At 43.9% G+C, this 24,501-nt stretch carries 26 protein-coding genes and 3 tRNA genes; 21 read left to right on the plus strand and 8 right to left on the minus strand.

Annotation, left to right across the window (positions count from 1 at the left end; genetic code table 11):
* Nucleotides 1-48 precede the first annotated feature (48 nt).
* Nucleotides 49-1,050: a sulfate ABC transporter substrate-binding protein gene (locus JZ784_RS08750; RefSeq protein ID WP_346314581.1), complete on the minus strand. Its 1,002-nt coding sequence runs from the start codon at nt 1,048-1,050 to the stop codon at nt 49-51.
* Nucleotides 1,051-1,219: 169 nt separating this feature from the next.
* On the opposite strand from JZ784_RS08750, the gene pabC reads away from it, so the two are divergent.
* The 6 genes from pabC to JZ784_RS08780 all read left to right on the plus strand — a co-directional run bounded on the left by pabC (nt 1,220) and on the right by JZ784_RS08780 (nt 6,360).
* Nucleotides 1,220-2,032, plus strand: a complete 813-nt coding sequence (gene pabC, locus JZ784_RS08755) for an aminodeoxychorismate lyase (protein WP_346314582.1) — start codon at nt 1,220-1,222, stop codon at nt 2,030-2,032.
* 4 nt (nt 2,033-2,036) lie between these two features.
* Nucleotides 2,037-3,086 carry an endolytic transglycosylase MltG gene (gene mltG / locus JZ784_RS08760; RefSeq protein WP_346314583.1) on the plus strand — a complete coding sequence of 350 codons (1,050 nt, stop codon included), beginning with the start codon at nt 2,037-2,039 and terminating at the stop codon, nt 3,084-3,086.
* Between the two features lie 9 nt (nt 3,087-3,095).
* Nucleotides 3,096-3,692: a dTMP kinase gene (tmk, locus tag JZ784_RS08765; protein ID WP_346314584.1), complete on the plus strand. Its 597-nt coding sequence runs from the start codon at nt 3,096-3,098 to the stop codon at nt 3,690-3,692.
* Between the two features lie 121 nt (nt 3,693-3,813).
* Nucleotides 3,814-4,278: a PaaI family thioesterase gene (locus JZ784_RS08770; protein ID WP_346314585.1), complete on the plus strand. Its 465-nt coding sequence runs from the start codon at nt 3,814-3,816 to the stop codon at nt 4,276-4,278.
* Between the two features lie 169 nt (nt 4,279-4,447).
* A complete protein-coding gene (locus tag JZ784_RS08775) occupies nt 4,448-5,416 on the plus strand; it encodes a hypothetical protein (protein ID WP_346314586.1) in 969 nt (322 codons plus the stop codon).
* A gap of 5 nt (nt 5,417-5,421) precedes the next feature.
* Nucleotides 5,422-6,360, plus strand: coding sequence for a histone deacetylase (locus JZ784_RS08780; protein WP_346314587.1), 939 nt, complete (start codon nt 5,422-5,424; stop codon nt 6,358-6,360).
* Nucleotides 6,361-6,370: 10 nt separating this feature from the next.
* Here the strand turns inward: JZ784_RS08780 and nadB are convergent, their stop codons facing one another.
* Complete coding sequence (gene nadB / locus JZ784_RS08785) at nt 6,371-8,020, minus strand: L-aspartate oxidase (protein ID WP_346314588.1); 1,650 nt, start codon at nt 8,018-8,020, stop codon at nt 6,371-6,373.
* Between the two features lie 228 nt (nt 8,021-8,248).
* Here nadB and JZ784_RS08790 point away from each other — a divergent pair, with 228 nt between their 5' ends.
* The 12 genes from JZ784_RS08790 (at nt 8,249) to JZ784_RS08845 (ending at nt 18,479) form a co-directional block, all read left to right on the plus strand.
* Entirely contained in the window at nt 8,249-9,634 is a 1,386-nt protein-coding gene (locus JZ784_RS08790; protein WP_346314589.1) for a Do family serine endopeptidase, read from the plus strand.
* 126 nt (nt 9,635-9,760) lie between these two features.
* A complete protein-coding gene (locus JZ784_RS08795) occupies nt 9,761-10,210 on the plus strand; it encodes an acyl-CoA thioesterase (protein WP_346314590.1) in 450 nt (149 codons plus the stop codon).
* 184 nt (nt 10,211-10,394) lie between these two features.
* The gene (gene lepA / locus JZ784_RS08800; protein WP_346314591.1) at nt 10,395-12,212 is read left to right on the plus strand and encodes a translation elongation factor 4; all 1,818 of its coding nucleotides are present in this window, start codon (nt 10,395-10,397) and stop codon (nt 12,210-12,212) included.
* A 21-nt stretch (nt 12,213-12,233) separates the two neighbouring features.
* Nucleotides 12,234-13,061, plus strand: coding sequence for a signal peptidase I (gene lepB / locus JZ784_RS08805; RefSeq protein ID WP_346314592.1), 828 nt, complete (start codon nt 12,234-12,236; stop codon nt 13,059-13,061).
* A gap of 21 nt (nt 13,062-13,082) precedes the next feature.
* Nucleotides 13,083-13,451 (plus strand): DUF4845 domain-containing protein, encoded by a 369-nt coding sequence (locus JZ784_RS08810; RefSeq protein WP_346314593.1) that lies wholly within the window; start codon nt 13,083-13,085, stop codon nt 13,449-13,451.
* Nucleotides 13,423-14,121, plus strand: a complete 699-nt coding sequence (gene rnc / locus JZ784_RS08815; protein WP_005008767.1) for a ribonuclease III — start codon at nt 13,423-13,425, stop codon at nt 14,119-14,121. Before JZ784_RS08810 ends, rnc begins: the two co-directional genes overlap by 29 nt.
* Nucleotides 14,121-15,149 carry a GTPase Era gene (gene era / locus JZ784_RS08820; RefSeq protein WP_130147154.1) on the plus strand — a complete coding sequence of 343 codons (1,029 nt, stop codon included), beginning with the start codon at nt 14,121-14,123 and terminating at the stop codon, nt 15,147-15,149. The genes rnc and era overlap by 1 nt, the downstream gene beginning before the upstream one ends.
* Before the next feature lie 32 nt (nt 15,150-15,181).
* Nucleotides 15,182-15,379, plus strand: a complete 198-nt coding sequence (locus tag JZ784_RS08825; RefSeq protein WP_005008770.1) for an NF038104 family lipoprotein — start codon at nt 15,182-15,184, stop codon at nt 15,377-15,379.
* A gap of 8 nt (nt 15,380-15,387) precedes the next feature.
* Nucleotides 15,388-16,101: a DNA repair protein RecO gene (gene recO / locus JZ784_RS08830; RefSeq protein ID WP_346314688.1), complete on the plus strand. Its 714-nt coding sequence runs from the start codon at nt 15,388-15,390 to the stop codon at nt 16,099-16,101.
* Nucleotides 16,102-16,115: 14 nt separating this feature from the next.
* Entirely contained in the window at nt 16,116-16,841 is a 726-nt protein-coding gene (pdxJ, locus tag JZ784_RS08835; RefSeq protein WP_346314594.1) for a pyridoxine 5'-phosphate synthase, read from the plus strand.
* 18 nt (nt 16,842-16,859) lie between these two features.
* Nucleotides 16,860-17,513 carry a tRNA-(ms[2]io[6]A)-hydroxylase gene (locus tag JZ784_RS08840; protein ID WP_346314595.1) on the plus strand — a complete coding sequence of 218 codons (654 nt, stop codon included), beginning with the start codon at nt 16,860-16,862 and terminating at the stop codon, nt 17,511-17,513.
* A 156-nt stretch (nt 17,514-17,669) separates the two neighbouring features.
* The gene (locus tag JZ784_RS08845) at nt 17,670-18,479 is read left to right on the plus strand and encodes a DUF4198 domain-containing protein (protein ID WP_346314596.1); all 810 of its coding nucleotides are present in this window, start codon (nt 17,670-17,672) and stop codon (nt 18,477-18,479) included.
* Nucleotides 18,480-18,531: 52 nt separating this feature from the next.
* On the opposite strand, the gene JZ784_RS08850 is transcribed toward JZ784_RS08845, so the two are convergent.
* From JZ784_RS08850 to JZ784_RS08865, 4 genes are all read right to left on the minus strand, one after another.
* A complete protein-coding gene (locus tag JZ784_RS08850) occupies nt 18,532-19,602 on the minus strand; it encodes a hypothetical protein (RefSeq protein ID WP_346314597.1) in 1,071 nt (356 codons plus the stop codon).
* Nucleotides 19,603-19,696: 94 nt separating this feature from the next.
* Nucleotides 19,697-19,772, minus strand: a tRNA-Asn gene (locus JZ784_RS08855).
* A 161-nt stretch (nt 19,773-19,933) separates the two neighbouring features.
* Nucleotides 19,934-20,009, minus strand: a tRNA-Asn gene (locus JZ784_RS08860).
* A gap of 5 nt (nt 20,010-20,014) precedes the next feature.
* Nucleotides 20,015-20,090 (minus strand) — tRNA-Asn (locus tag JZ784_RS08865).
* Between the two features lie 319 nt (nt 20,091-20,409).
* Here JZ784_RS08865 and JZ784_RS08870 point away from each other — a divergent pair.
* Complete coding sequence (locus tag JZ784_RS08870; protein ID WP_346314598.1) at nt 20,410-20,913, plus strand: DUF6714 family protein; 504 nt, start codon at nt 20,410-20,412, stop codon at nt 20,911-20,913.
* A 270-nt stretch (nt 20,914-21,183) separates the two neighbouring features.
* On the opposite strand, the gene JZ784_RS08875 is transcribed toward JZ784_RS08870, so the two are convergent.
* Complete coding sequence (locus JZ784_RS08875) at nt 21,184-21,810, minus strand: superoxide dismutase (protein WP_346314599.1); 627 nt, start codon at nt 21,808-21,810, stop codon at nt 21,184-21,186.
* Between the two features lie 157 nt (nt 21,811-21,967).
* Nucleotides 21,968-22,726 (minus strand): Nif3-like dinuclear metal center hexameric protein, encoded by a 759-nt coding sequence (locus tag JZ784_RS08880; protein WP_346314600.1) that lies wholly within the window; start codon nt 22,724-22,726, stop codon nt 21,968-21,970.
* A gap of 170 nt (nt 22,727-22,896) precedes the next feature.
* Here JZ784_RS08880 and JZ784_RS08885 point away from each other — a divergent pair, with 170 nt between their 5' ends.
* Together JZ784_RS08885 and JZ784_RS08890 are read left to right on the plus strand one after the other, a co-directional pair.
* Nucleotides 22,897-24,081 carry a trypsin-like peptidase domain-containing protein gene (locus JZ784_RS08885; protein ID WP_130147170.1) on the plus strand — a complete coding sequence of 395 codons (1,185 nt, stop codon included), beginning with the start codon at nt 22,897-22,899 and terminating at the stop codon, nt 24,079-24,081.
* 134 nt (nt 24,082-24,215) lie between these two features.
* Entirely contained in the window at nt 24,216-24,476 is a 261-nt protein-coding gene (locus JZ784_RS08890; RefSeq protein WP_005008787.1) for a hypothetical protein, read from the plus strand.
* The last annotated feature ends 25 nt before the right edge of the window (nt 24,477-24,501 follow it).

Consider the following 24,501-nt stretch of genomic DNA (forward strand, 5'->3'; position numbering starts at 1 on the left):
ATAGCGTAATAGCCGATATATCAATTCAGTTTTATGCTATAGACGGGCTTATTTCACACTGTTGGCTTTGACGATCTGGTCAAATACGCCATTATTGTCAAAGTGCTTGCTTTGTACTTTTGTCCAGCCGCCGAACTCTTTATCAATGGTGATCAATTTCAGCGGCTTGAATACGGATTTGTACTTGGCGGCGACGGCAGCATTGCGCGGACGGTAGAAGTTGTTGGCCGCTACAGTTTGGCCTGCTGGAGAATATAAATAATTCAAATAGGCTTTTGCGATGTTCTCATTGCCGTTCTTTTTGGCATTTTTTTCGACAACTGCGACTGGCGGCTCAGCCAAAATAGACAGTGACGGGGTGATGATTTCAAACTTGCCCGGCTGTTCGCGCACGGCCAAGAAGGCTTCATTTTCCCAAGCCAGCAAGACGTCGCCTATGCCGCGTTCAGCAAAAGTGGTTGTTGCGCCGCGCGCGCCGGAGTCCAGCACTTTGGTTTGTTTGTAAATTTGACGCACAAAATCTTGCGCTTTGGCATCGCTGCCGCCTGCTTGATGCTTGGCCCAAGCCCATGCCGCTAAGTAGTTCCAGCGTGCGCCGCCCGACGTTTTCGGGTTCGGAGTGATAATTTCTACTCCTGGTTTCACTAAGTCGCCCCAGTCTTTAATGCCTTTTGGATTGCCTTTGCGCACCAAGAACACAATGGTCGATGTGTACGGTGTAGAGTTTTGCGGGAATTTCTTTTGCCAGTCTTTAGGCAGCAGGCCTCTTTCCGCAATTTCATCAATATCTGCAGCCAAGGCTAAAGTCACTACATCGGCATCAAGGCCGTCAATGACAGAGCGGGCTTGCTTGCCGGAGCCGCCGTGTGACTGTTTAAAATTGATGTCTTGTCCTGTACTTTTTTTCCAGTATGCGCTGAATTCTTTATTGAAGTTGTCATACAATTCGCGTGTTGGATCGTATGAAACGTTTAAGAAGTCTTTTGCCAGTGCGCTGAATGATGTCGCTGAAATTAGCGCGGCCAGTACCCCGATTTTTAATGAACGCATTTTTGATATCCTTTACTTTAATTTATGCATGATGTCTGCTCACTAAGCGAAGAATAGCGGGAAGTGTTTTGTATAAAAAATAATAAGAAACGAATTTGATATGAATAAAAAAGCTATTCATTTTTATGCAGTATTCTTAAACTAAACCATCATTTTCGGGATGCTTGTTATGCCATATTTTAAAAATGCGCAGGAAATCAATGAAGTCTCAGTATCGGACCGCGCATTTCATTACGGCGACGGGTGTTTCACCACAGCGCGCCTGCGCAATGGATTCATCGAGCTGCATGAACTGCATATGGCGCGTTTGCAAATTGCCAATGAACGGCTGTATTTGCAGGCAGATTTGAAGTTGATTGAGCAAACGCTGAATATCATGCGCCAGTCTGATCCAGCTGCGTCAGGCACTTTAAAAATTATTTTAAGCCGCGGAGAGGGTCAGCGCGGCTACAGCTTGCCGGAACATCCCGCCGATGTTTGGGTTTTCTATTACCCTCAAGATGTTGCAGATTTTCAATATCAGACCATTTCGAGCGGCATATTGGATCAGGCCATTGGCCTGACGATGCCGAATTTGACTGGCTTAAAATCCTTAAACCGTCTAGAGCAGGTAATGCTGAAGCATGAGGCCGATCAGAAGGGATGGACGGAAGCGCTGGTGATGGATGTGCAAGGCCTAATTGTTGAAGGCGTGAGCAGTAATTGCTTTATTCGAATAAACGATACATGGATTACGCCTGAACTTCGCTATAATGGTGTGCATGGCGTTATGCGCGCTGAAATTTTATCGCGCATGCAGGCGCATGGCATTGCCTGTGTACAGCGCAAGATTGATCTGGATGAACTGCCAGATTTCCAAAATGTATTTTTTTGCAATGCATTGAATCCTATGAAAATAGCATTCAGCTTAAATGGTGCAGCGCTGAATATTCAGGCCTGTACAGAACTGTTTCATACCCTAAAACTTAATCAAATCCGCTAAAATTATGTCCTCAGTTAAGCCTAAATCCAAAAAGAAAAAACTGCAGCCGCAGAGGCCGCCGAAAGCTATGTGGCTGACGGTGCTGTCCTTTGCCATTATTCTTTGCTTTGTTTTATGGTCCAGCCTATTTAAAGAGTATCCCATTGAAGGCAAAAAGCAGATGCTAGCCATTGGTGCAGGCGATACCTATTCGGGCTTTATTGAGCGTTTAGCCAAAGAAGATAAAGTCAGCTTTCCTATTGTGCTGAAGCTGTATCAGAAATTTATGATTCACGATACCTTAAAAGCGGGCGTATATGAAGTGCGTGAAGGCATGAGCATACGTGAAGTCCTGGTGATGATTTCCAATGTTGAAAATGCGCAGATGAACCGGATTTTAGTCATTGAAGGCACGACATTTAAACAGCTGATCAATGCGCTGCAGAAAGATCCGCTGGTGACGCATGACATCAGCAATCTGCCTTATGATCAGATTCTAAAAGCTTTAGATATTCCATATTCACATCCTGAAGGGTTATTTGCGCCGGATACCTATTTTGTTGCAAAGGGCGAGTCGGATAAGAAAATTTTAAAAGATTTATATACGCGTCAAATGAAAACCCTGGATCAGGCTTGGGAAAACCGCGCAGCTGGCTTGCCGTATAAAGACAAGTATGAAGCGCTGATTATGGCGTCGATTGTCGAAAAAGAGACCAGTTTAGACAGTGAACTGGAGCAGGTGTCAGGTGTCTTTGTCCGCCGTTTGCAGCAAGGCATGCGCTTGCAGACCGACCCCACGGTGATTTACGGCATGGGCGATAGCTATACAGGCAATATTACCCGTCAGGATTTACGCACGCCAACGCCGTATAATACCTATACCATCAATGGCCTGCCGCCAACACCAATTGCCTTGCCAGGCAAGAAAGCGATTGAAGCGGCGATGCATCCGGACAGTTCAAATAATCTTTACTTTGTTGCAACAGGCAATGGCGGCCATAAATTCACTGCAACGTTGCAGGATCACAACCGCGCTGTGCAAGAGTATCTTGCCGTTATACGTTCAAAAAATTAAGGAGTGAGCATGTTTATCAGTTTTGAAGGCACCGAAGGGGTTGGCAAAACCACGCTCATCCGTAAAATTTATGATTATTATCTAAGTCAAGGCAAAGAAGTGGTGCTGACCCGTGAACCGGGCGGCACGCCGATGGCGGAACAAATCCGTTCCCTGCTGCTGTCTGTGAATCATGAAGAGCAGATGAGTCATGATACTGAGCTGCTGCTGATGTATGCCGCCCGCGCGCAGCATTTGCAACAAGTGATTCTGCCTGCGCTGCAGGCGGATAAAATTGTACTCTGTGACCGTTTTACGGATGCCAGTTTTGCTTATCAATGCGCTGGGCGCGGCCTGAGCGAGGAGAAGCTGCAAGTGCTGAATGACAGCTTTGTCAGCCGGATGCCTGATTGCACGTTTTGGCTGGATGCGCCGATTGAGCTTGGCATGGACCGTGCCCGCGCACGCGGCGCATTAGACCGTTTTGAGCAAGAGAAAGTGACCTTCTTTGAAAAAGTAAGAGCGGGATATGAGACTTTATCCAAACGTCAGCCGGAACGGATCAAGCGCCTTGATGCATCACAGCTGCCGGATCAGGTTTTTGCTCAAGCGCTGTCCTATCTTTAATTTTTATTGACGATGCTTTTAATTGCATAAAAGTCAAAAAAAGTCATAGCTTTAAACTTCAAGTTGATTTAAAAATCATGCATAGCGAAAGTTATGGATGATTTTTTTATGGATGATTTTGATGCGAAGTACAAAACAAGAAATTATTGATTTTTTAAAACGCGAATTTGCAGCCAGTTTAGTAAATTGTGACATAGAAGAGGTGGGGAAAAAGAGCGCTTCACTGGTCTGGCGTGTAGGGGAAAAAGACTTGCGGCCCGGCAATACAGTTTCGGGGCCAACCATGATGACTTTGGCCGACTTTGCCATGTATGTCGCCATCTTAGGAGAAATTGGGATTGTCGGTTTAGCAGTGACCACCAATATGAATGTTAACTTCTTGCGCAAGCCGTCCGCAGGTCAAAATTTACGGGGCATCTGCAAACTGATGAAAGTGGGAAAGGCGCTGATTGTGGCCGAAGTTTGGATCTATTCCATTGATCAAATGAATGACCCGGTAGCGCATGTGACAGGGACTTATTCTATTCCGCCAATGAAGATGGTAAATCAAGAAGTTTTACTGAATAGTACGGCGAATGTGGAATGAGCTGATCCTTGAGCGGTGCTGCATTTCATCTGATTTAAATGTGTACTGTTTCTGAGTTTGAGAAAAGGATTGACAGGCGATTTGCACGAAAACGGTTCTTGTCGCAAATTGCTGATTCAGCTGAGTAAGTAAAAAAATATAATAAAGCCAAGATACAGGGGGATACTACATGGATGCAATTGATCACGAAGTTATCCGTTTATTTAAAGCGCATGTACATCCGTTGTCGAATAAGCTCTGTGAGATGCTGAATGAGCATTATTCACATCAAAGCGAACGCCGCGGCTGCGGCTATACACAGGCTACCCGCGTACTTGCGGAGTATGTCAACACGCCGCGCCGAGCGGCGGATTTTTCTGATCTTAAGCTGTTTGACACATCAGGCGCTAAAAAAATTAGAAAAATTATAGATATAGGCAGCATTTATGGGCTGGAGCTGAATGACTGGCATAATTTGGATCAGCAGGCGGGAGTGCAGCAGTTTTTCTCCTCTTGTACAGAATCAGATTATAAGCAAACCCTTGCATCTGAATGCGCGCGCTTAACGTCACTGCGTCACTTAGGCAGCGAAGCCGTATTAGAAGAAAGCAAACTGCTTTGTCATTTGCTGGAAGATGTGTTGCTGCCAAAGACCGCACAGCAAACAGGCTTTGTCGAACTGCGCAATTTGACAGAAAAGCCGAAAGTCGGTTCTTGCCCCATGGCGGAAGATTTCTTTTTGAAAATTGCGCACCGTTATTTGCTGCGTCAAGGCGAAATCAATATATTTGTCGATGATGATCATCAGCCGCTGCTGATGGAAAAAATGAATATGGGAGATAACCATTCCTGTATAAGCCTGCAGCCCCTCATTATGAATGGCATTCGCTTGCCTGCGGGATCTTTATTTTCTGCAGAGTATGACATTGGCCGCATCGAGCAGAAACGTCCGAACAAAGAGTTTAAAGGGCAGATCATGCATCATTCCGCCATTAACGGTTTTTGGTTTCTGCGTTTAACAACACTGGCTGTTTCGCCTGAAAACCGCAAGCGTGCATTCAGCACGCACTTTGAACAGCAAGTCAGCAACGGCCTGTACAGTCCTGGAACAACAGAATTGCAGCAGTTAGTGAATGTAGCGCTTTCCCAGTTAGGTTAATCAGAATGCTCGATGTCTGTTATTCACCGCATTATTTTGCGCATACGCATACCAACAGTATGGAAAAATTGAAGCTTGTTGCCGACGCTTTGCATACTTGGGGCAATATTCAATTTCATGAGCCTGAAATTTTGGATATTGAGATTTTGAAGCAGCTGCATGAGCCTTCATATGTTGATGCTTTTTATACAGGATTGCCTGAAAAAAAAGCGACTTTTTCAGGCTTTAAACAGTGGAATCAGCAGTTGCGTGATGCAGTGCTGAGAATTAATGCGGGCCAGCTTTTAGCTGCCAAGCTGGCCTGGCAAAAGGGCATTGCAGCCAACATTGCACAAGGCTTTCATCATGCGCAATACGAATATGGCGGCGGCTATTGCACTTTTAATGGTTTGGCGCTGATCGCGCAGCAGTTTCCCGAGAAGAAAATTTTTGTACTGGATTGTGATCAGCATGGCGGTGACGGCACGGCAGAATTTAGCCTGCGTTTAGAAAATCTATTCAATTTCAGCATTTATGGTTTAGCCCATGGCTGTCCAGTCTATCCGCGCTCATTCACACGGCATATTCATAAAGATCATGGCTGTTTTTCGCAGTATACCTTGGCTGTTCATGAAGGCTTTCAGCAGGCGCAGGCTTGGGGGGCCGATTTAATTATTTATCAGGCGGGGATGGATTGCCATCAGGCTGATCAGTTCGGTTCATCATGGTTTACCGCAGAGCTGATTCAAAAGCGCGAGGAAACCGTGTTTAAATTGGCGAAAAGAACTGGAATCCCAATCATGTTTGTACTTGCTGGCGGTTATCAAAAATTAGAAAATTTAGTCCCGCTGCATCTATATACGTTTAAGGCAGCCATTGATGCTTATGCAGCACGGAAATCCCCCCGCTTAAAAGCGAAACAGCCGAATGAAGGGCATTCGGCTGTTTGCAAGAAAAAGCAATGATGCTGCTGGATTATGCGGACAGATCTTCCGAATTCACCAGCGGGCGCTGCACTTGAAAATCTGGAGGGGTCAGCACGGTTTTACGCAGCTCTGGGCCCAGTTCAGGATAGTCCAAAGTGTAATGCAAGCCGCGTGATTCTTTACGCTCCATTGCACAGCGCACAATCATTTCAGAGACCAGCACCAAGTTGCGCAGTTCAATTAAGTTTTTGCTGACTTGATAATCTTGATAGTACTCAGTAATTTCGCGTTTCAGCATCTCAATGCGGTGCAGGGCGCGCTGCAGGCGTTTCGTAGTGCGCACAATGCCGACATAGTTCCACATCGTTTGGCGCAGCTCATCCCAGTTTTGCAGAATGACGACATCTTCATCAGGATTCATCACCTGCGAATCGTCCCAAGCCGGCACTTGCGGTGAGGAGTACTTGTTTTGCAAGCCTGTCTTAATGTGATCAGCCGCTGCCATGCCGTAAACAAAACATTCTAAAAGTGAGTTGCTGGCCATGCGGTTGGCGCCGTGCAGCCCTGTATAAGAGGTTTCGCCTATGGCATATAAACCGGCAATATCCGTTTGGCTGTGTTCATCCACCACCACACCGCCGCAGGTGTAATGCGCAGCCGGCACAACAGGAATCATTTCTTTGGTAATGTCGATGCCCAGTTCCAGCAGGCGTTCATACAGTGTTGGGAAGTGCTCTTTGACAAAGCTTTCCGGCTTATGCGTAATGTCCAGCCAGACATGGCGGATACCTAAGCGCTTGATTTCATAGTCGATTGCGCGCGCAACAATATCGCGCGGCGCAAGTTCAGCGCGCTCATCAAAACGCAGCATAAAGCGTTCACCGTCTGGCAGGCGCAAATAAGCGCCTTCACCGCGCATGGCTTCGGTAATCAAAAATGAGCGCGCTTGCGGATGATACAGGCAGGTTGGGTGGAATTGATTGAATTCCATATTTGCGACACGGCAGCCGGCGCGGTAAGCCATGGCAATGCCGTCACCTGTGGCAATGTCCGGATTCGAGGTATAAAGGTAGGCTTTCATGGCGCCGCCGCAGGCCAGTGCAGTAAATGGCGCGAGGAAGGTATGCACTTTTTCGTTTTTCTCATCCAGCGCATAGAGGCCTAAGGCGCGGTTTTCACCGCCAAGATTCAGCTTTTGCGAAGTAATCAGATCAATGGCAATATAATTTTCAAAAATGCTGATGTTGGATTTTTCTTGGGCGCGCTGTACCAGTGTAGTGGAAATTGCGCGTCCAGTCGCATCGGCAGCGTGAATAATGCGGCGCTGAGAATGTCCGCCTTCACGCGTGAGATGAAGCTGTTCCTGTTCATCCAGAGTGAATTGCACGCCATGTTCCAGCAGGAAGTCGACAGACGGTTTGCCGCCTTCAACCGTTTGCTTAACGGCATCCAGTTCACACAGGTGTGCGCCGGCAATCATGGTGTCATCAATATGCTGCTGAATCGAATCTGTTTTATCTAAAACCGCAGCTACGCCGCCTTGCGCAAAATATGTGCTTGCATCCGTGAGCGTTGATTTGGCTAAAACAGCAATGTTGAAATGATCGGGCAGTGATAAGGCTAAACTGAGTCCCGCACCGCCGCTTCCCACAATGATCACATCAAAATGACGTGTTGTTTCTAAATTAGGCATATCCATCAGCTAATTTGAAAAAAAGTTCGGTAATGACAACGCTTTTTTGAGCAAAAGGCAAGAGCAAAAATGCTCCAGCTTGATGAATAAAATTAATAATGCTGTAAATTTTAAGGAATGATTAAGCTGCTGTTTATAAGAATGTATTCAAACATATTGTAACGATTAAGCTTCATGCTTTATGTTAAAACCAATCATATTTCAAAACATCAATAATTTGAGTGAATGCTTAAGATGAAAAATCAAACGATGCAAAAAGGATTATATGCTGCAGTATTTACTGCCGCTGCTGTTCAGGCGCATGCTGCAGCGCCGGTGGATTTTTCCAATCTTGTCGAGCAGGTCAGCCCTGCGGTCGTAAGCGTCAATGTGGTGAAAAAGCTGAGTCAGGAAGAGCTTTTGCAGCAGCAAGTGCCAGAAATTTTAAAACGCTTTTTTGGCAATCAAGTGATTATTCCGCAGCAGCAGGTGCCGCAGGAAAAGACGGCTTATGGCAGCGCCTTTTTTATCAGTAAAGACGGCTATTTGCTGACAAATCACCATGTGGTCGAAGATGCGACCAAAGTGACGATTGTATTGAATGACCGCCGTGAAATTGACGCCAAGGTTGTCGGCAGTGATGAACGCACCGATGTCGCTTTATTAAAAGTTACAGGTTCAGGTTTTCCCGAATTGCGTACAGGGAATGTTGGCCAGCTGAAAGTGGGGGAGCCTGTATTGGCGATCGGCTCGCCTTTTGGTTTTGATTATTCAGCATCTGCCGGCATTGTCAGCGCAAAAATGCGCAATATGATGGGCGAAACTTCAGTGCCGTTTATCCAAACCGATGTGGCGCTGAACCCTGGAAACTCGGGCGGGCCATTATTTAATCAGCGCGGTGAAGTGGTTGGCGTCAATTCACGGATCTTCAGCGGGACTGGCGGCTATATGGGCTTGTCATTCTCCATTCCGATTGATGTTGCGATGGATGTTGCGGATCAGTTGAAAAAGCATGGCAAAGTGACCCGTGCTTATTTGGGGGTGAGTTTGCAGGATATTGACCGCAACTTGGCGGAGTCTTATAAATTGGCCAAACCGGAAGGTTCTTTGATTACGCAAGTTGCGCCAAGTTCTCCAGCGGCTAAAGCCGGGTTTAAATCCGGTGACGTTATTTTGAAATTCAATGGCACGCCAATCTCGCGGACCTCAGAGCTGCTGAACTATTTAAACCGCGCCGTGCCCAATCAGAGTATTCAATTGGAAGTGCTGCGTGATGACAGCCGCCGCAATATTTCTGCAACTTTAGACACCGCGCCGGATGATACTCCTGCAAAAGCGGATGCTGAACAGCAGCAAAGCAAGGGGCCAATTTTAGGGGTCAGCATACGTGATTTGAATGCGGCTGAACTTAAACAGCTGGATACTAAAGGCGGCGTGCTGATTCAGGATGTGCGCCGTGGCGGGATTGCTTCTCAAGCGCGCATTCTGCCAGGGGATGTCGTTACTCAAATCAATAATAAGGCAATCGGCAATACCAAAGATTTTATAGCTGCAGTCTCAGATTTGAAAAAAAATACCGTTGCGCGAGTGACAATTATCCGTGAAGGGCAGCGCGCAATAGTGGGTATGCGTATCGAATAATCCTGTGTATTCCAGGGGAATATAAAACCGTTCTGCATGAGCGGTTTTTTTATTTTTTTGCAATTTACTGCAGGCCGATTTGCCGTAGACTGTGGGGCCAAAGATGAGCCAGCAAAGCAGGGAAAAATGAGCACAATTTTTGATATGAAAATTACAGTGCAGCCAGAACATATCGATGTGCTGGGGCATGTGAATAATGTTGTATATATGAGCTGGATGCAGGATGTCGCGACAGCGCATATTGAGGCGCTGGGGTTGGGCCTAAAACAATACCTGGAACTGAAACATGCCATGGTGGCGGTGGAGCATCATGTGCAGTACCGCAAAGCAGCCATGGAAAGCGATGAAATTATTTTGCGCACATGGCTGCACGATATAAATGCCTTGTATTCATACCGTCAGTATGTGTTCTATCGGCCAAAAGATAAAGCGATCCTGTTTGCCGGCAATACGCAGTGGGCTTGCGTAGAAATAGCCACGGGCCGTCCTAAGCGCATGTCACCTACTTTTACGCAAGCGTATCAGCCTCTTTCTAATACAGAAAACCCGATGGATTTTAGCGTTTATGATGCGTAAATGAAGTTTGGTTTTTTCGCTTTGGAGTTGTAATGCTTTGAACGCCGGCGCTTAAAGCGCAAAAGGAGTTCATTATTATGGATACATTGAAAAAACCATCTGCTATAATCTTTCGCAATTTCTTTTCAGCTTTTGCTGTGCATTTTAAATTGTGTGCATAGCGCGTTTTTTTTCAAGGTAACTCATGGCGCAAGCTAAAAAATCTGTTGATATTAAAAACATTCGTAACTTTTCGATTATTGCGCATATCGATCATGGCAAATCGACTCTTGCTGACCGCTTTATTCAAATGTGCGGCGGTTTACAGGACCGTGAAATGCAGGCGCAAGTTCTGGACTCTATGGAGTTAGAGCGTGAGCGCGGCATTACCATTAAAGCCGCATCGGTTACCTTGTATTATACGCATCCCAATGGTCAGGAATATCAGCTGAACTTTATTGATACTCCGGGGCATGTGGACTTCTCTTATGAAGTATCGCGTTCTTTGGCTGCCTGTGAAGGCGCTTTATTGGTTGTTGATGCTGCGCAAGGTGTAGAAGCGCAATCGGTTGCCAACTGCTATACCGCTATTGAACAGAACTTGGAAGTTCTGCCGGTGCTGAATAAAATTGATTTGCCGCAGGCGGAACCAGAGCGCGTCATTCATGAAATTGAAGAAATTATCGGGATTGAAGCAACGCATGCACCAACATGTTCAGCTAAAACTGGACTAGGTGTTGAAGGCGTATTGGAAACACTGGTTGATGTCATTCCCGCACCGAAAGGCGACCGTGAAGCGCCGCTGCAAGCATTAATTATTGATTCATGGTTTGATAACTATCTTGGCGTTGTTTCTTTGGTTCGTATCAAAGAAGGCCGTGTGCGTAAAGGCGACAAGATGCTGGTTAAGTCGACCGGTCAAACGCACATCATTACGTCAGTCGGTGTGTTTAATCCTAAACATACTGAAACGGGCATGCTTGAAGCAGGCGAAGTCGGCTTTGTCATTGCGGGCATCAAAGATATTTTTGGTGCGCCAGTCGGTGATACCATCACGCTTGCAACGACACCGGATGTTCCGACTTTACCCGGTTTCAAAAAGGTTAAACCGCAGGTATACGCAGGCCTGTTCCCAATTGATGCCAGCGATTTTGAACCGTTCCGCGAAGCATTGCATAAATTGCAAATTAATGACTCGGCTTTGTTCTTTGAACCGGAAAGCTCAGATGCTCTAGGTTTTGGTTTCCGCTGCGGCTTCTTGGGCATGCTGCACATGGAAATTGTGCAAGAGCGTTTAGAGCGCGAGTATGATTTAGATCTGATCAGTTCTGCTCCGACGGTTATTTATGAAGCGCTGATGAAAAATGGTGAAACCAAATACATCGACAGCCCATCAAAAATGCCGGATGGTTCAACAGTTGAAGACCTGCGTGAACCGATTGCAGAATGCCATATTCTTGTGCCGCAAGAGTACTTGGGCAACGTGATGACTTTATGTATTGAGCGTCGCGGTGTGCAAAAAGACATGAAATTCTTGGGCAACCAAGTATCGATTACGTTTGAAATTCCAATGGCGGAAGTCGTTATGGATTTCTTTGACCGCTTGAAATCCTGTTCACGCGGTTTTGCATCATTGGATTATAACTTTGTGCGTTTTGAATCTTCATCTTTGGTTAAGGTAGATGTGTTAATTAATGGCGATAAAGTGGATGCTTTAGCCATGATTTGTCACCGTAATGATGCCCGCCACCGCGGTATTGCCTTGGTTGAAAAAATGAAGGATCTGATTCCCCGTCAAATGTTTGATGTGGCGATTCAGGCAGCCATTGGCGCGCAGATTATTGCCCGTTCAACGGTCAAGGCAATGCGTAAAAACGTATTGGCTAAATGTTATGGCGGCGACGTTTCACGTAAGAAGAAACTTTTGTCTAAGCAAAAAGAAGGCAAGAAACGCATGAAGCAAGTGGGCAGTGTAGAAATCCCGCAAGAAGCGTTCCTTGCTGTGTTGAAAGTAGAAAGATAATAACTCGAGGTCATTACGCTCATGGATTTTGATTTTAATTTAATCCTTGTACCTGTCACACTGGTTTTCTTTATTGTGTGGCTGCTGGATAAGCTGGTTTGGAAACAGCGGCAGACTAAAGGCAAGGGTAATGAAAATGTCATTATTACTTGGGCGTATGACTTCTGGCCAGTGCTTGCGGTTGTTCTCATTCTGCGTTCTTTTTTATATGAGCCTTTTAATATTCCATCAGATTCTATGGTGCCTACTTTAGAAACGGGTGATTTTATTTTGGTGAATAAATTTGAATACGGTATTCGCCTGCCAATCGTCAACAAAAAAATTATAGATGTCAGTGAGCCGGAGCGCGGCGATGTCATTGTATTCCGTTATCCGCCGCAGCCTAGCATCAGTTATATTAAGCGTGTGGTTGGCTTGCCAGGTGATCATATTGTTTATGATCATGGCCAATTGATCATCAATGGCCAGAAAGTTGCCAAAGTGCCGGTAGAGTTTAGCCGGGCAAAAGATGTGCAGGATACGCCAACATCGATTTATCATAAAGAAACTTTGGGTACGCATACCTTTACCATGCGTGAGCTTGAGGGGGTAAATATTGCCCGTCAGGCGCCATTTATCAATTATGTCGATAATGGTAAATATTCGAATGAAAATGGTTTATATTGGGAAGTGAAAGTTCCAGAAGGTCATTACTTCGCGATGGGGGATAACCGCGATCAAAGTGCTGACAGCCGTTTCTGGGGTTTTGTACCTGAAGAAAATCTAACAGGCCGTGCATTTTATAAGTGGATGCATAAAGAGCCTGGCTTTAAATTGCCGTCATTTAGCCGTAACGGTAAAATTGATTAATGCATCATTAGGAAAATAAAAATGCGACATCAGAAAGGGGCTTCGTATATTGCCATATTAATTGCAATTATTGGTTTTGCTTTTATGGCCAAAATTGCAATTGCGGTTTGGGGACCGTATGTTGATGATCGGATGATTAATAATCAGATCGAAGAGCAGTTGAAAAACGGGCCGAAAAATCTAAGTCCTGCTGGTTTTACCAAGGAAATGGATAAGCGTTTTAGCATGAATATGGTGGATATGAAGTTTAAAGACATTGCTCAGGTGACTAATGTCGACGGTATTCAAGTGAAAAAAGATTATGAAATAAGAAAACCATTCTTATTGAATATAGATATTGTGTTGAAGTTCGAGAAAAGTTTTGATCAAAGCTCAGTCCAAGCTAAATGATGCACGTTTAGCCAGTCGTATCGGTTATCAGTTTAAACAGCCAGAGCTGCTGCAGCTGGCCTTGACCCACCGATCGGTGAGCCATAAAACCAATTATGAACGCCTGGAGTTTTTAGGCGATTCATTATTAGGGATGATTATTGCCAATTATCTCTATCATGCTTATCCGCATGAAAATGAGGGCCGCTTGACGCGTATGCGTGCCACGCTGGTGCGTCAAGAGGCCTTAGGAAAAATTGCCAATGACTTAAAGTTAAGCCAAAACTTAATTTTAAGTACAGGTGAGTTGAAATCTGGCGGTCATCATCGTGAGTCTATACTCGCTGATACCGTGGAGTCGATCATTGGCGCCATTTATGTGGATTGTCAGGATTTGAAAATTCTGGAAGCCATTGTTTTAAAATGGTATGTGCCATATTTAGACATCATTGAACCGTCAGATCAGCTTAAAGATCCGAAATCCCGTTTACAGGAATATCTGCAGGCGCGCAAAAAACCGTTGCCGGTTTATGAGGTTGTTGATATTCAAGGTGATGCGCCAAATCAGCATTTCAAAGTGGAATGTATTGTAGATGGCTTGCCTGTTAAATATGGTGAAGGATCAAGCCGCCGTTTTGCTGAACAGGCTGTAGCGGCAGATATTTTAGAAATTTTGGAGAAAAAGTCTTAATGACTACTCATTCCGATCACATCGATGCTGATCACGAGCCGCAAGACAGCGGCAATGATTTAATTAATCAATTCTTCAGTTCACAAGGTACCACCATTCCTTCTGACTATAAGAGCGGTTTTGTTGCCATTGTGGGCCGTCCAAACGTTGGCAAATCAACGTTAATGAACCATATTTTGGGGCAGAAACTTTCTATTACTTCACGTAAGCCGCAAACGACACGTCATAAAATTGTCGGTATTGACTCGCGTGAAAAGTCTCAAGCGGTATTTGTCGATACGCCGGGGATGCATAAGAAAGAAGTGCGCGCCATCAACAAAATGATGAACCGCGCAGCGCATTCAGCGTTGCGTGATGTGAATCTGGTTTTATTTGTACTTGATGCAGATAAGTGGACGCAAAATGATGAATTGGTTTTGGAAAAACTGAAGAATGCGGAAATGCCGGTAATTCTGGTGATCAATAAAATTGATACGCTTGAAAATAAAAACCATGCCTTGCCGTTGATTCAAGAGCGCGCAAAACTCATGAATTTTGCTGAGATTGTTCCCGTGTCAGCGCTTCGCGGCGCGAACTTGGATCATTTGCGCAATACCATTGAAAACTATTTGCCATTCCAGCCGCCGCTGTATTCACTGGAGCAATTGACAGACCGTTCAGAGCGGTTCTTGGCCTCTGAAGTAATCCGTGAAAAAATCATGCGTCAATTGGGTGAAGAGCTGCCTTATGATTTAACAGTTCAAATTGAATCGTTTAAAACAGAAGAAGCGACAATTAATGAAAAAACGGGCCGTCCAAAAGCTGCCTGTACTTACATTGATGCCACAATTTTTGTTGACCGTCCGGGTCAAAAGGCCATCGTGATTGGCGAAAAGGGCGCGAAACTGAAAAAAATCGGTATGGATGCCCGTGTCGATATGGAAAAAATGTTTGAACAGAAAATCATGCTGACGCTTTGGGTGAAAGTCAAAGGCGGCTGGTCTGATGATGAACGCGCTTTAAAAAGCTTGGGCTATAGCGATATCTAATTGCTAGACAATGAAACTTTGAGGGAAGAGTAATGATAAAAGTGTTAGCGGTTGCAGTATGTGTTGTTTTTCTGCAAGGATGCATTACTAAAATCGTTACTGTTCCTGTCAAAGTTGCTTATAAAACCACCAAAGGCGTGGTGAAAGGTACTGCCGCAGTGGTCGGCGCAGTCATCCCTGATGGGGATGATGAAGATCAAGATGAAACTAAAAAGAACAATAAGGATTAATACTTTCAATCATGCGCAATGAAGTTTTGCATGGTTATCTGATCCATCACCGCAAATACCGTGAAAGAAGCCATATTGTGCATTTATTTACACAGGAGCATGGCCGGGTTGACGGAATTTTAAGGCAAACCCCGCCGCCGCAATATCAGCCGATTTGCCTGCAAGCATCGGGGAAATCTGAACTTAAAAATTTTACCAAGCTGGAAATAGTCAATCAGCCGGTTTTCTTTTTTGGCGATGCTTTTTTTTCAGGCTTTTATCTGAATGAAATTTTATTGCGCCTCTGCCCTTTAGAAGTGGAAATGCCGCAGGCTTATGTGCAATATGCTGAAACTTTAGCGCAGCTGCAGCACTTGGCTGCTCAAGATTTTCCGAATGAATTTTTAAAGCAAATTTTACGCAAATTTGAACATGAATTGCTGGAGGAGCTGGGCTATTCGCTCGATTTTTCAACTGATGCTAATCAGCAGGACATAAGCGAGGATCAGCAATATTTATTTCAGCTGAATGATGGCTTTATACCGACGGCACAGGCATCCCGCACTGCATTGCGCGGTCAGCAGATCCTGTCTATGTGCAGCTATGAAAAGGGTAGGGATTTTAATCCAGAACAGTTACAATTATTGTCCAAGCTGTACCGGCAGATGATCAGTTCGCTGCTGGGCGACAGGCCCTTAAAAAGCCGCCAGTTATGGATACAGAATTCTCAAACACAATCGTAATTTAGGAAAATATGATGGCTGCATTATTAGGTGTAAATATTGACCATGTGGCGACATTGCGGCAAGCTCGTGGCACCGCTTACCCTGATCCTGTAAAGGCGGCTCAGATTTGCGAACAGGCGGGTGCTGAAGGCATTACCCTGCATTTGCGTGAAGACCGCCGCCATATTCAAGATGATGATGTGCGCCGCATGCGTCCTGTCTTAAAAACGCATATGAATTTAGAGATGGCGGTTACCGATGAAATGGTGGCATTTGCCAAAGAAATCCAGCCGCATCACGTATGCTTTGTGCCTGAAAAGCGTCAGGAAGTCACCACTGAAGGCGGTCTGGATGTGCTTGGCCACTTTGAGGATGTCAAAAAAGCGACCCAAGAATTAGCGGCGATCGGCTGTGAAGTATCTTTGTTTATTGATGCGGATTTTGCGCAAATTGATGCTGCGGTTGCCTGCGGCGCGCCAACGATTGAATTGCATACAGGCGCTTATGCGGATGCTGAAACAGCAGAGGTGCAGCAGCATGAATTGCAGCGCATTATTCAAGGCGCTGAATATGCGGCATCTAAAGGTTTAATTGTGAATGCAGGGCATGGCTTGAATCTTGAAAACGTCACGCCAATCGCCAAAATTCCGCAAATTCATGAGTTGAATATTGGTCATTCGATCATTGCGGATGCGGTATTTGTTGGGCTTGAACAAGCGGTACAGCAAATGAAAGCTGCCATTCAAGCAGCGCGTTAATTTTATTAGTTTAGAAATATGTCAAAAATCGATTACGATGAGCTGATGAAACCAGTCATTGGTTTCTTAGGCTGTGAAACACCTCAGGCTTGGCTGGATGAAGCTGTAGAGAATTTAGATATTCTGATGCAGGATCATGCCAACTGTGAGAAAAAAGCAGCCAGCACGGCGATGAACCTGATGTTCCGCTACAGTTTTTTTTCTGACTTGCAGATCAAGCTTGCACAGCTGGTGCGGGAAGAAATGCTGCATTATGAGCAAGTGCTTGAGTTTATGGCGAAGCGCGGGCAGGAGTGGACCGCAATCAGTGCAGGCCGCTATGCGGGCGGGTTGCGTAAAGAAGTGCGGACTTATGAGCCGGAAGCCTTGATTGATATTCTTGTGATTGGCGCGTTTGTTGAGGCGCGCTCTTGTGAGCGTTTCTATGCGCTTGCGCCGCGGGTGGATGATGAGCTGGGAAGATATTACCGCTACCTGCTGAAGTCTGAATCACGCCATTATGAGGACTATTTGGCCTTGGCAATGGATGTAGCAACAACCTCTAAACTGAAGAATCCTAAAGAGGATATTCAGATGCGTATTGCGCATATCCGTGAAATAGAAAAAGCCTTGATTAGCAGTCCAGATGAGTTATTCCGTTTTCACAGTGGCGTTCCTGTAAAAACCGTTTAATTTGCAACTCTGAAAAGTCCTCCATTTATGGGGGATTTTTTTACGGGTAGCATTATTGCAAATAAGAATTATTTACAAAAAACTGCCTGGGATTTTAAACTATGCCAATCTTGAAAATCTCGGACAGATATGAATTTTTTAAAATCCGCTGGTTTCATGTGTGCTGCTTTTATTATGGCAGGCGCCGCGCAAGCGCATTATCCCTATGTGGCACCGCTCAGCTATCAGACTTTTAACAATCACTCGGCGATTATATCGGGCTTCTACGACAATCCTTTTGTATCTGAAATTGCCATTAAAAACTTCAAATTTCATGTGCATACACCTGCAGGACAGAAGATTGAATTAAAAGACACAGACTGGGCAAATACGCAAACACTGAGCAGTTATAGCTTGGAAAACAAGGCAGATGGCACCTATCGCATTCGCGGTGAAAAGGCTGGCAGTATGAGCAGCTTTGCACAGGTAAATAAAGAGTGGAAAACTTTAATTGCCGGACAGTCGGCTGCTGATAAGCTCATTAATCAGAATGTGGTTTACCGATCACAGTTGGCAAAAAATCAGAAAATTAAAACGGTGCAAACACAAGAAATTATTGAAACTTTTGTATCACGCCGATCAATTTCAAAAATAGCAGCAGGGCGTTTGCACGATGGTTTTGATGTGCAGTTTATCACGCATCCAAATGCGATTCAGGTCAATCAGCCTATTCAGTTTAAGCTATTGGATAATCAGCTTCCGCTAAAAGGCTTGAATGCTGAAATCTTAGTTCAGACTGCTGATTACAGCCGTGAAGGCAAAGTTTTTAAAACAGTGACTGCAGATGAGCAGGGCGCACTCAATTTTTCTTTAGCGGAAAAAGGGCAATATTTGCTGAAAATTGATTATCAGCAGCCATTTGAGCATAAAGGCGATGCGCTGAAGCGATATAAATATACTTTAAGTTTTAATGCCACAGCTAAGTAAATATAAGTAGTGAAAATGGCAAGTGTTCAGCTTGCCATTGGATCATTTGAAATTATTTGGAGAACAATAGAGCCAGACCAATTAAGAGCGGCATACCTGTTTTAATAAAGAACTCCTTATTCATGCCGCCATAGAACTGCAATGCAAATCCTGCCAGCATTAAGAAACCGACAAGATAAATAAGGCGGAAATAACTGTTTGAATAAATATAAAACACACTTGCAATCGACATGAGCAGGCAGCTGATCACCAAATAATGCAAGTCCCAAATATACGTACTTAAGGTAAAAAAGATTAAGCTCAGGATACCCAGTGCAAGCACTTGCGTGCTTTCAAAGCCGCGGTAATGCAGAAACATAATGCCGGCAATAATCGGCAAAAGAAGCAGTAAAAATTTATAATATTTTGAATGGTGGCTTTGAAAGAAATAGGACGTTTTGGTATGCAGGATGGAGTGAGTTGCAGTGCTTAAACGAATCCATTTGGATTGGTATTCTTGTGGTATGGAGGCAACGGCAATAAAGCTGACATCCTGCACAGGCGTGCTGATCAGGTACTCTGCAGTGTAGCCCTTAGCATAGTAATACCATGATTTTCCTGAAGAGCCGCCTATGGTTTGATATTCGGTCTTATCTTTGGTGGATGCGTTTAAATAGACATGCTCTTGCGGGTAAGCGCTATTTAAAGGGCAAATCGTTTGATGGCTGCCCAAATGACATACAGCTAAAACATAAATTTCTGCATCCTTACGTGTATTTTGAATCCCTGCAAAATCCAAATGCATAAAGAGCTGACCAAAATCATTCTGTACCCGCATAATCGGAGATTCCCAATGCGGCAATGCTTTGAATTGAGCCAAAATATCACCTTGATCATCTATTTGCAGTGCGTCGCCTGAGAAAGCACTGGCTGGAATCATTAACTGCTGTGAATCTGGAATTTCTTCATTGTTGGATTGATCAAATAGTTCGGGTGCATGCGCAATTTGCTTTTCAAGTTTGGACTTGGGTGCGCAGGTGTACAGGAATAGGCAGCAGGGCAGCACAACAATTAGCAGTGCATAAGCAATGGCTTTAAGGCGCAGAAAGTCTTTGGATTTTGCTTTAGGCGGTAGAATATACATTTCTAATTTTCTAGAATTATTATTAAGTTAGCACATTATAATTATTTTTATGCATAAAAAAAGCCCAAGTCATGATGCTTGGGCTTTTAGAATTTGGCTCTCCAACCTGGGCTCGAACCAGGGACCTGCGGATTAACAGTCCGTCGCTCTACCGACTGAGCTATTGGAGAATCTGGAAGGGATTTTATGCACAGCAGGCAGTTCGGTCAAGCCTAAAACTGATAAAACCGCTCCAAAATGAACTGAATGCACTAAATCTAAGCAGTTTGAGGCATCAGTTTGTCTGCGCATAAAAAAACCCAAGTCATCATGCTTGGGCTTTTTAGAATCTTGGCTCTTCCACCTGGGCTCGAACCAGGGACCTGCGGATTAACAGTCCGTCGCTCTACCGACTGAGCTATGGAAGAATAGATGGCTCTCCAACCTGGGCTCGAACCAGGGACCTGCGGATTAACAGTCCGTCGCTCTACCGACTGAGCTATTGGAGAATCTGATGCGCATTTTAGGGATGAAAGCTAAAGCGGTCAAGTAAAAATGAAAGATTAAGCACTTAAATGTTTTTTTATTATCCAAAGATTGGCGTGTTGCTTATTTATTGATTCTTTTGGGCTTTTATAGTAATAAATGTCATCGGATTGCTTTGGCGTTTTTAGTTGGAACAGTGATTAATAGAATTACGGGTACAGTCGCGTTAGATTGCTGTTCTAGTTCCGAATATGTGGAGAGCATTGCGTATCGTAGTTTCGTATAAGAGATTTTATGTTAAATAGATAATCAAAAGGCCCTAGGTCGATGTGAAAATTAATTATGAAATTAAATACCAAAGAGCTTCTGGAAGAGATTTTCCCGCCTTTCGAGTTATGGGATAACCGTTCTTTATTTGAGTGTGATTTTTATGATACACATTATGGATATTTTGACCAAATTGATAATAGTTACTTAGCTGTAATAGAAACATCAGCAGAAGATGTAATTCTTGAATATGGTTTTGATTGGCCTGAATTTTATACACAAGTTGGACTAGAAGCCGTTCGTTCACGTAGCAGACCGCTTGAGGGGATCAAGACATGGAAAGATGTAAGTTATGAATACTTGTATTACTTTGGACAAAACTGTTGTTATTTAAGCTCAGAGGGTTTTAAATTCTTTTTACCTGCCGCACTGTATTATTTTCTATCAATTGATGAAAATAAAGCTTACATGGACTCGTTCATTTTTAGGTTGAACTCACAATGGGAAAAAGATCAACACGTTTTTAATGATGCTCAAAAAAAATTTATTGTTGAATTTATAAAAGAACATTATAAATAAAATGTTTCTTGAATTAATGCAATTTTAAAAGAACTATAATCTTAAAAACTTCTACTATAATACATATTATACGAAATTTATTAATGAATTTCAATATCTTACACTAGCATCAAAGCTCCAGAACTGCGGAGCTGTAATTTTTAATAGGTTTATCACGTTCCATGATTAATAAATAGACCATGTTTCACAATTTTTTTAGTTTTACTTAACACATAAAAAAATCACCCTAAAGAGGGTGATTTTTTGCAAAAAATAGGATTAAAGCTAATCTTATTTTTCAACGCCAGCAGCTTGACCTGCATATTTAGCGTTTGCATAGTCCCAGTTCACTAGGCTTTCAAGGAAAGTAGAGATGTACTTAGGACGAGCATTGCGGAAATCGATGTAGTAAGCGTGTTCCCAAACGTCGATAGTCAACACAGCAACTTTACCGTGAGCAAGCGGAGTGTCAGCATTTGAAGTTTTAAGGATAGACAGGTTGCCATTTACTTCGTCAGCAACTAACCAAGCCCAGCCTGAACCGAATTGAGTTGTTGCAGCAGCAGCAAATTCTTCAGCGAATTTTTCGTAAGAACCGAAAGTTTCGTCGATTTTAGCAGCAAGCGCGCCAGTTGCTTTACCGCCGCCGTTTTTAGCCATACAGTTCCAGTAGAAAGTGTGGTTCCAAACTTGCGCAGCATTGTTGAATACACCTGCTTTAGACGCATCGCCAGCAACCGCTTTGATGATTTCTTCTAAAGTTTTACCTTCAAGGTCAGTGCCTTTAATCAGGTTATTCAAATTCACCACATAAGTATTGTGGTGTTTGTCGTGGTGGTATTCTAAAGTTTCTTTGCTGATGTGCGGAGCAAGATCTTCGTAACCGTAAGGTAGCGCTGGTAAAGTAATCGTTGTCATGTTTTCAATTCCTTGCATTTTGCTGGGTTTTGACATTAAGTGCCCTTATTGTAATAGATTCTTAGACAGAATTGCGCATTGCTTATAAATAAGAATACAGAATAAAGCCCGAATTTATACGTATAAAGAAAAATGCCAAAAGCAGGCTTCAACTAAATTAAATCGGATTGTTTAATTCGAAATAACTATACTCAATATTGAACTGTTCTGAAATAGCTTTTGCCAGGCGCTGTACGCCATAGCGTTCTGTCGCATGATGACCGCAAGCGTAATAATGCACATTCAATTCTTTGGCTTCGTAGAAAGTACGCTCACTGACTTCTCCTGAAATATAGGCATCGCAATTCTGCTCAGCCGCTTTGCCAATAAAGTCCTGTGCGCCGCCAGTGCAATACCCGATTTTCTGCACGGATGCCTTATCTGCCGGCAAATGAATAGCATCAAAATGCAATTGCTCTGATACAAAAGCTTTGAATGCCTGCGGTGTCATGGGCTGCTTTAAAAAGCCGATATTGCCAATCGGATTGCGTTCACTTGGGTCTAAGGCTTCTATGCGCTCAAGCGCCAGCAGATCAGCAATAGCAGCATTGTTGCCCAAAGTGGGGTGACTGTCTAAAGGCAAATGGTATCCAACCAGTGAAAGATCATTTTTAATGATGCTTTTAATTCGCTTACCGCGCATTCCAGTAATTGGATATGCTTCACCTTTCCAGAAATAGCCATGATGCACCAGCAGCATGTCAGCGCCTTGCGCAATGGCCGCGTCAATTGCCCCCTGTGATGCCGTGACGGCGCAGAGGATTTTATGGACTTCAGACTTTCCTTCGATCTGCAGGCCGTTTGGGGCATAGTCTTTAAATTCGTGGGACTTTAATGTCTGATTGCACCACTGAATAATGTCGTTTAATTGAGCCATCAGCCTTCTGCCATTTCAAAATCAATTTCTATTATTTAAACATGCATTTAATTGTAACTAAAGCAGCACAAAACTCCGTGTTTTTTTTAAAGCCTGTATGAAAAATTACATTACAATATGACTTAAATAACTGAACCATCAACAATTAAAAATTTTTAGAGGATATAAACGTGCGCCGGAGCTTTACTTGGTTACCTTGGGTGCTGCTGATTATCGTAATTTTGGGCTTTTTGGGCTGGCAGCAGCTGCAGAAGCCTAAAGCGCCTGTAACGCCTGATGGGGTGAAATTACCTGCAGAAAAAATTGAACCTTTAGTCAATACATCCCGTACAGGCGGTGTCGTCTCTTATAATGCAGCAGTTAAAGTCGCAGCGCCTGCTGTGGTCAATATTTTCACAACACAAAAAGTCAAACAATTAGATCATCCTTTATTAAATGATCCAGCATTCCGTGAATTTTTCGGCAATCAAATTCCGGATCAGCTTAAACAAGAACCGAATGAAAACAGCTTGGGTTCTGGGGTGATTGTTCGATCTGATGGCTATATTCTGACCAATAACCACGTAGTTGCTCAGGCTGATCAAATTATTGTGGCTTTAAATGATGGACGCCGCGCCGAAGCAAAAGTTGTAGGAACAGACCCTGATACGGATATTGCGGTGATTAAAATTGAAATGGATCAGCTTCCCGTGCTGCCTTTCAAACTGAGCGGCAATGAAGTTGGAGATGTAGTCCTGGCCATTGGCAACCCGTTTGGCGTCGGGCAGACAGTAACGCAGGGCATTATTTCTGCTACAGGCCGTTCAGATTTAGGCATCAATACCTATGAAGACTTTATTCAGACTGATGCGGCGATTAATCCGGGCAATTCAGGCGGCGCATTAATTGATGTCGCAGGAAATCTGATTGGTGTGAATACGGCAATCTTCTCGCAATCTGGCGGTTCGCTGGGGATTGGTTTTGCAATTCCTGCAAAAATTTGCCAGCAGGTACTCAATGCCATTTTGAAAGATGGCCGTGTAGTCCGGGGTTATTTGGGCATTAGCCTCCTTCCGATTGAACAGGAAGATGTTTTTGCGCCTAAAGAACAAGGGGTTATTGTTGCGCATGTGCAGCCTAACGGGCCTTCGGCTAAAGCAGGTTTAAAACGCGGCGATAAAATTCTTAAAGTGAATAATGAAGTCATTACTTCCGCATCTCATTTGATCAACTACGTAGCGCTGCAGCCGCCTAACAGCGTCGTACAGATTTCAATTGAACGCGATAAAAAGCCTATGAATATTAATGTCACGATTGCAGAGCGAAAAGTGCAAGAGAAAAATTCGGAATCGCAATATATTCCGCTGCCTCGCTAAATTCGGTTAAAAAAATCCCTCTTCATGAGGGATTTTTTTATTGTTCTATTCGAATGTTCGGCTGCAAAATAGCTATAGAATTTTGCGAAAACTGTTTTATTTTAATTGGGTATTTAAAAATAATGAGTATAACAATGACAAGTTTTATTACTGCAGCTGTTGCTAAAGCGCTGTCTGAAAATGCCAATTTAAATATCGAACTGTATAAAATCCGTTTAGCGCAAATGATTGAAAGCAATGCCCAGCAGGGCAATACCGCGGTGTTCACTGTGCTGCCGAAACATTTGCCTTTGGAAGAGATCCGCAGCCTTTCTGCAGAGCTCACTGAACTGGGCTATCAAGTGCGTTTTGAGGTTAATGAATTTTTTTACAGCGTCAATGTTTATTGGATTTAAAACATTCCAGCAGACTTCATGGTCG

The organism is Acinetobacter sp. CWB-B33, assembly GCF_039655955.1.
GTDB classification, from domain to species: Bacteria; Pseudomonadota; Gammaproteobacteria; order Pseudomonadales; family Moraxellaceae; genus Acinetobacter; species Acinetobacter bouvetii.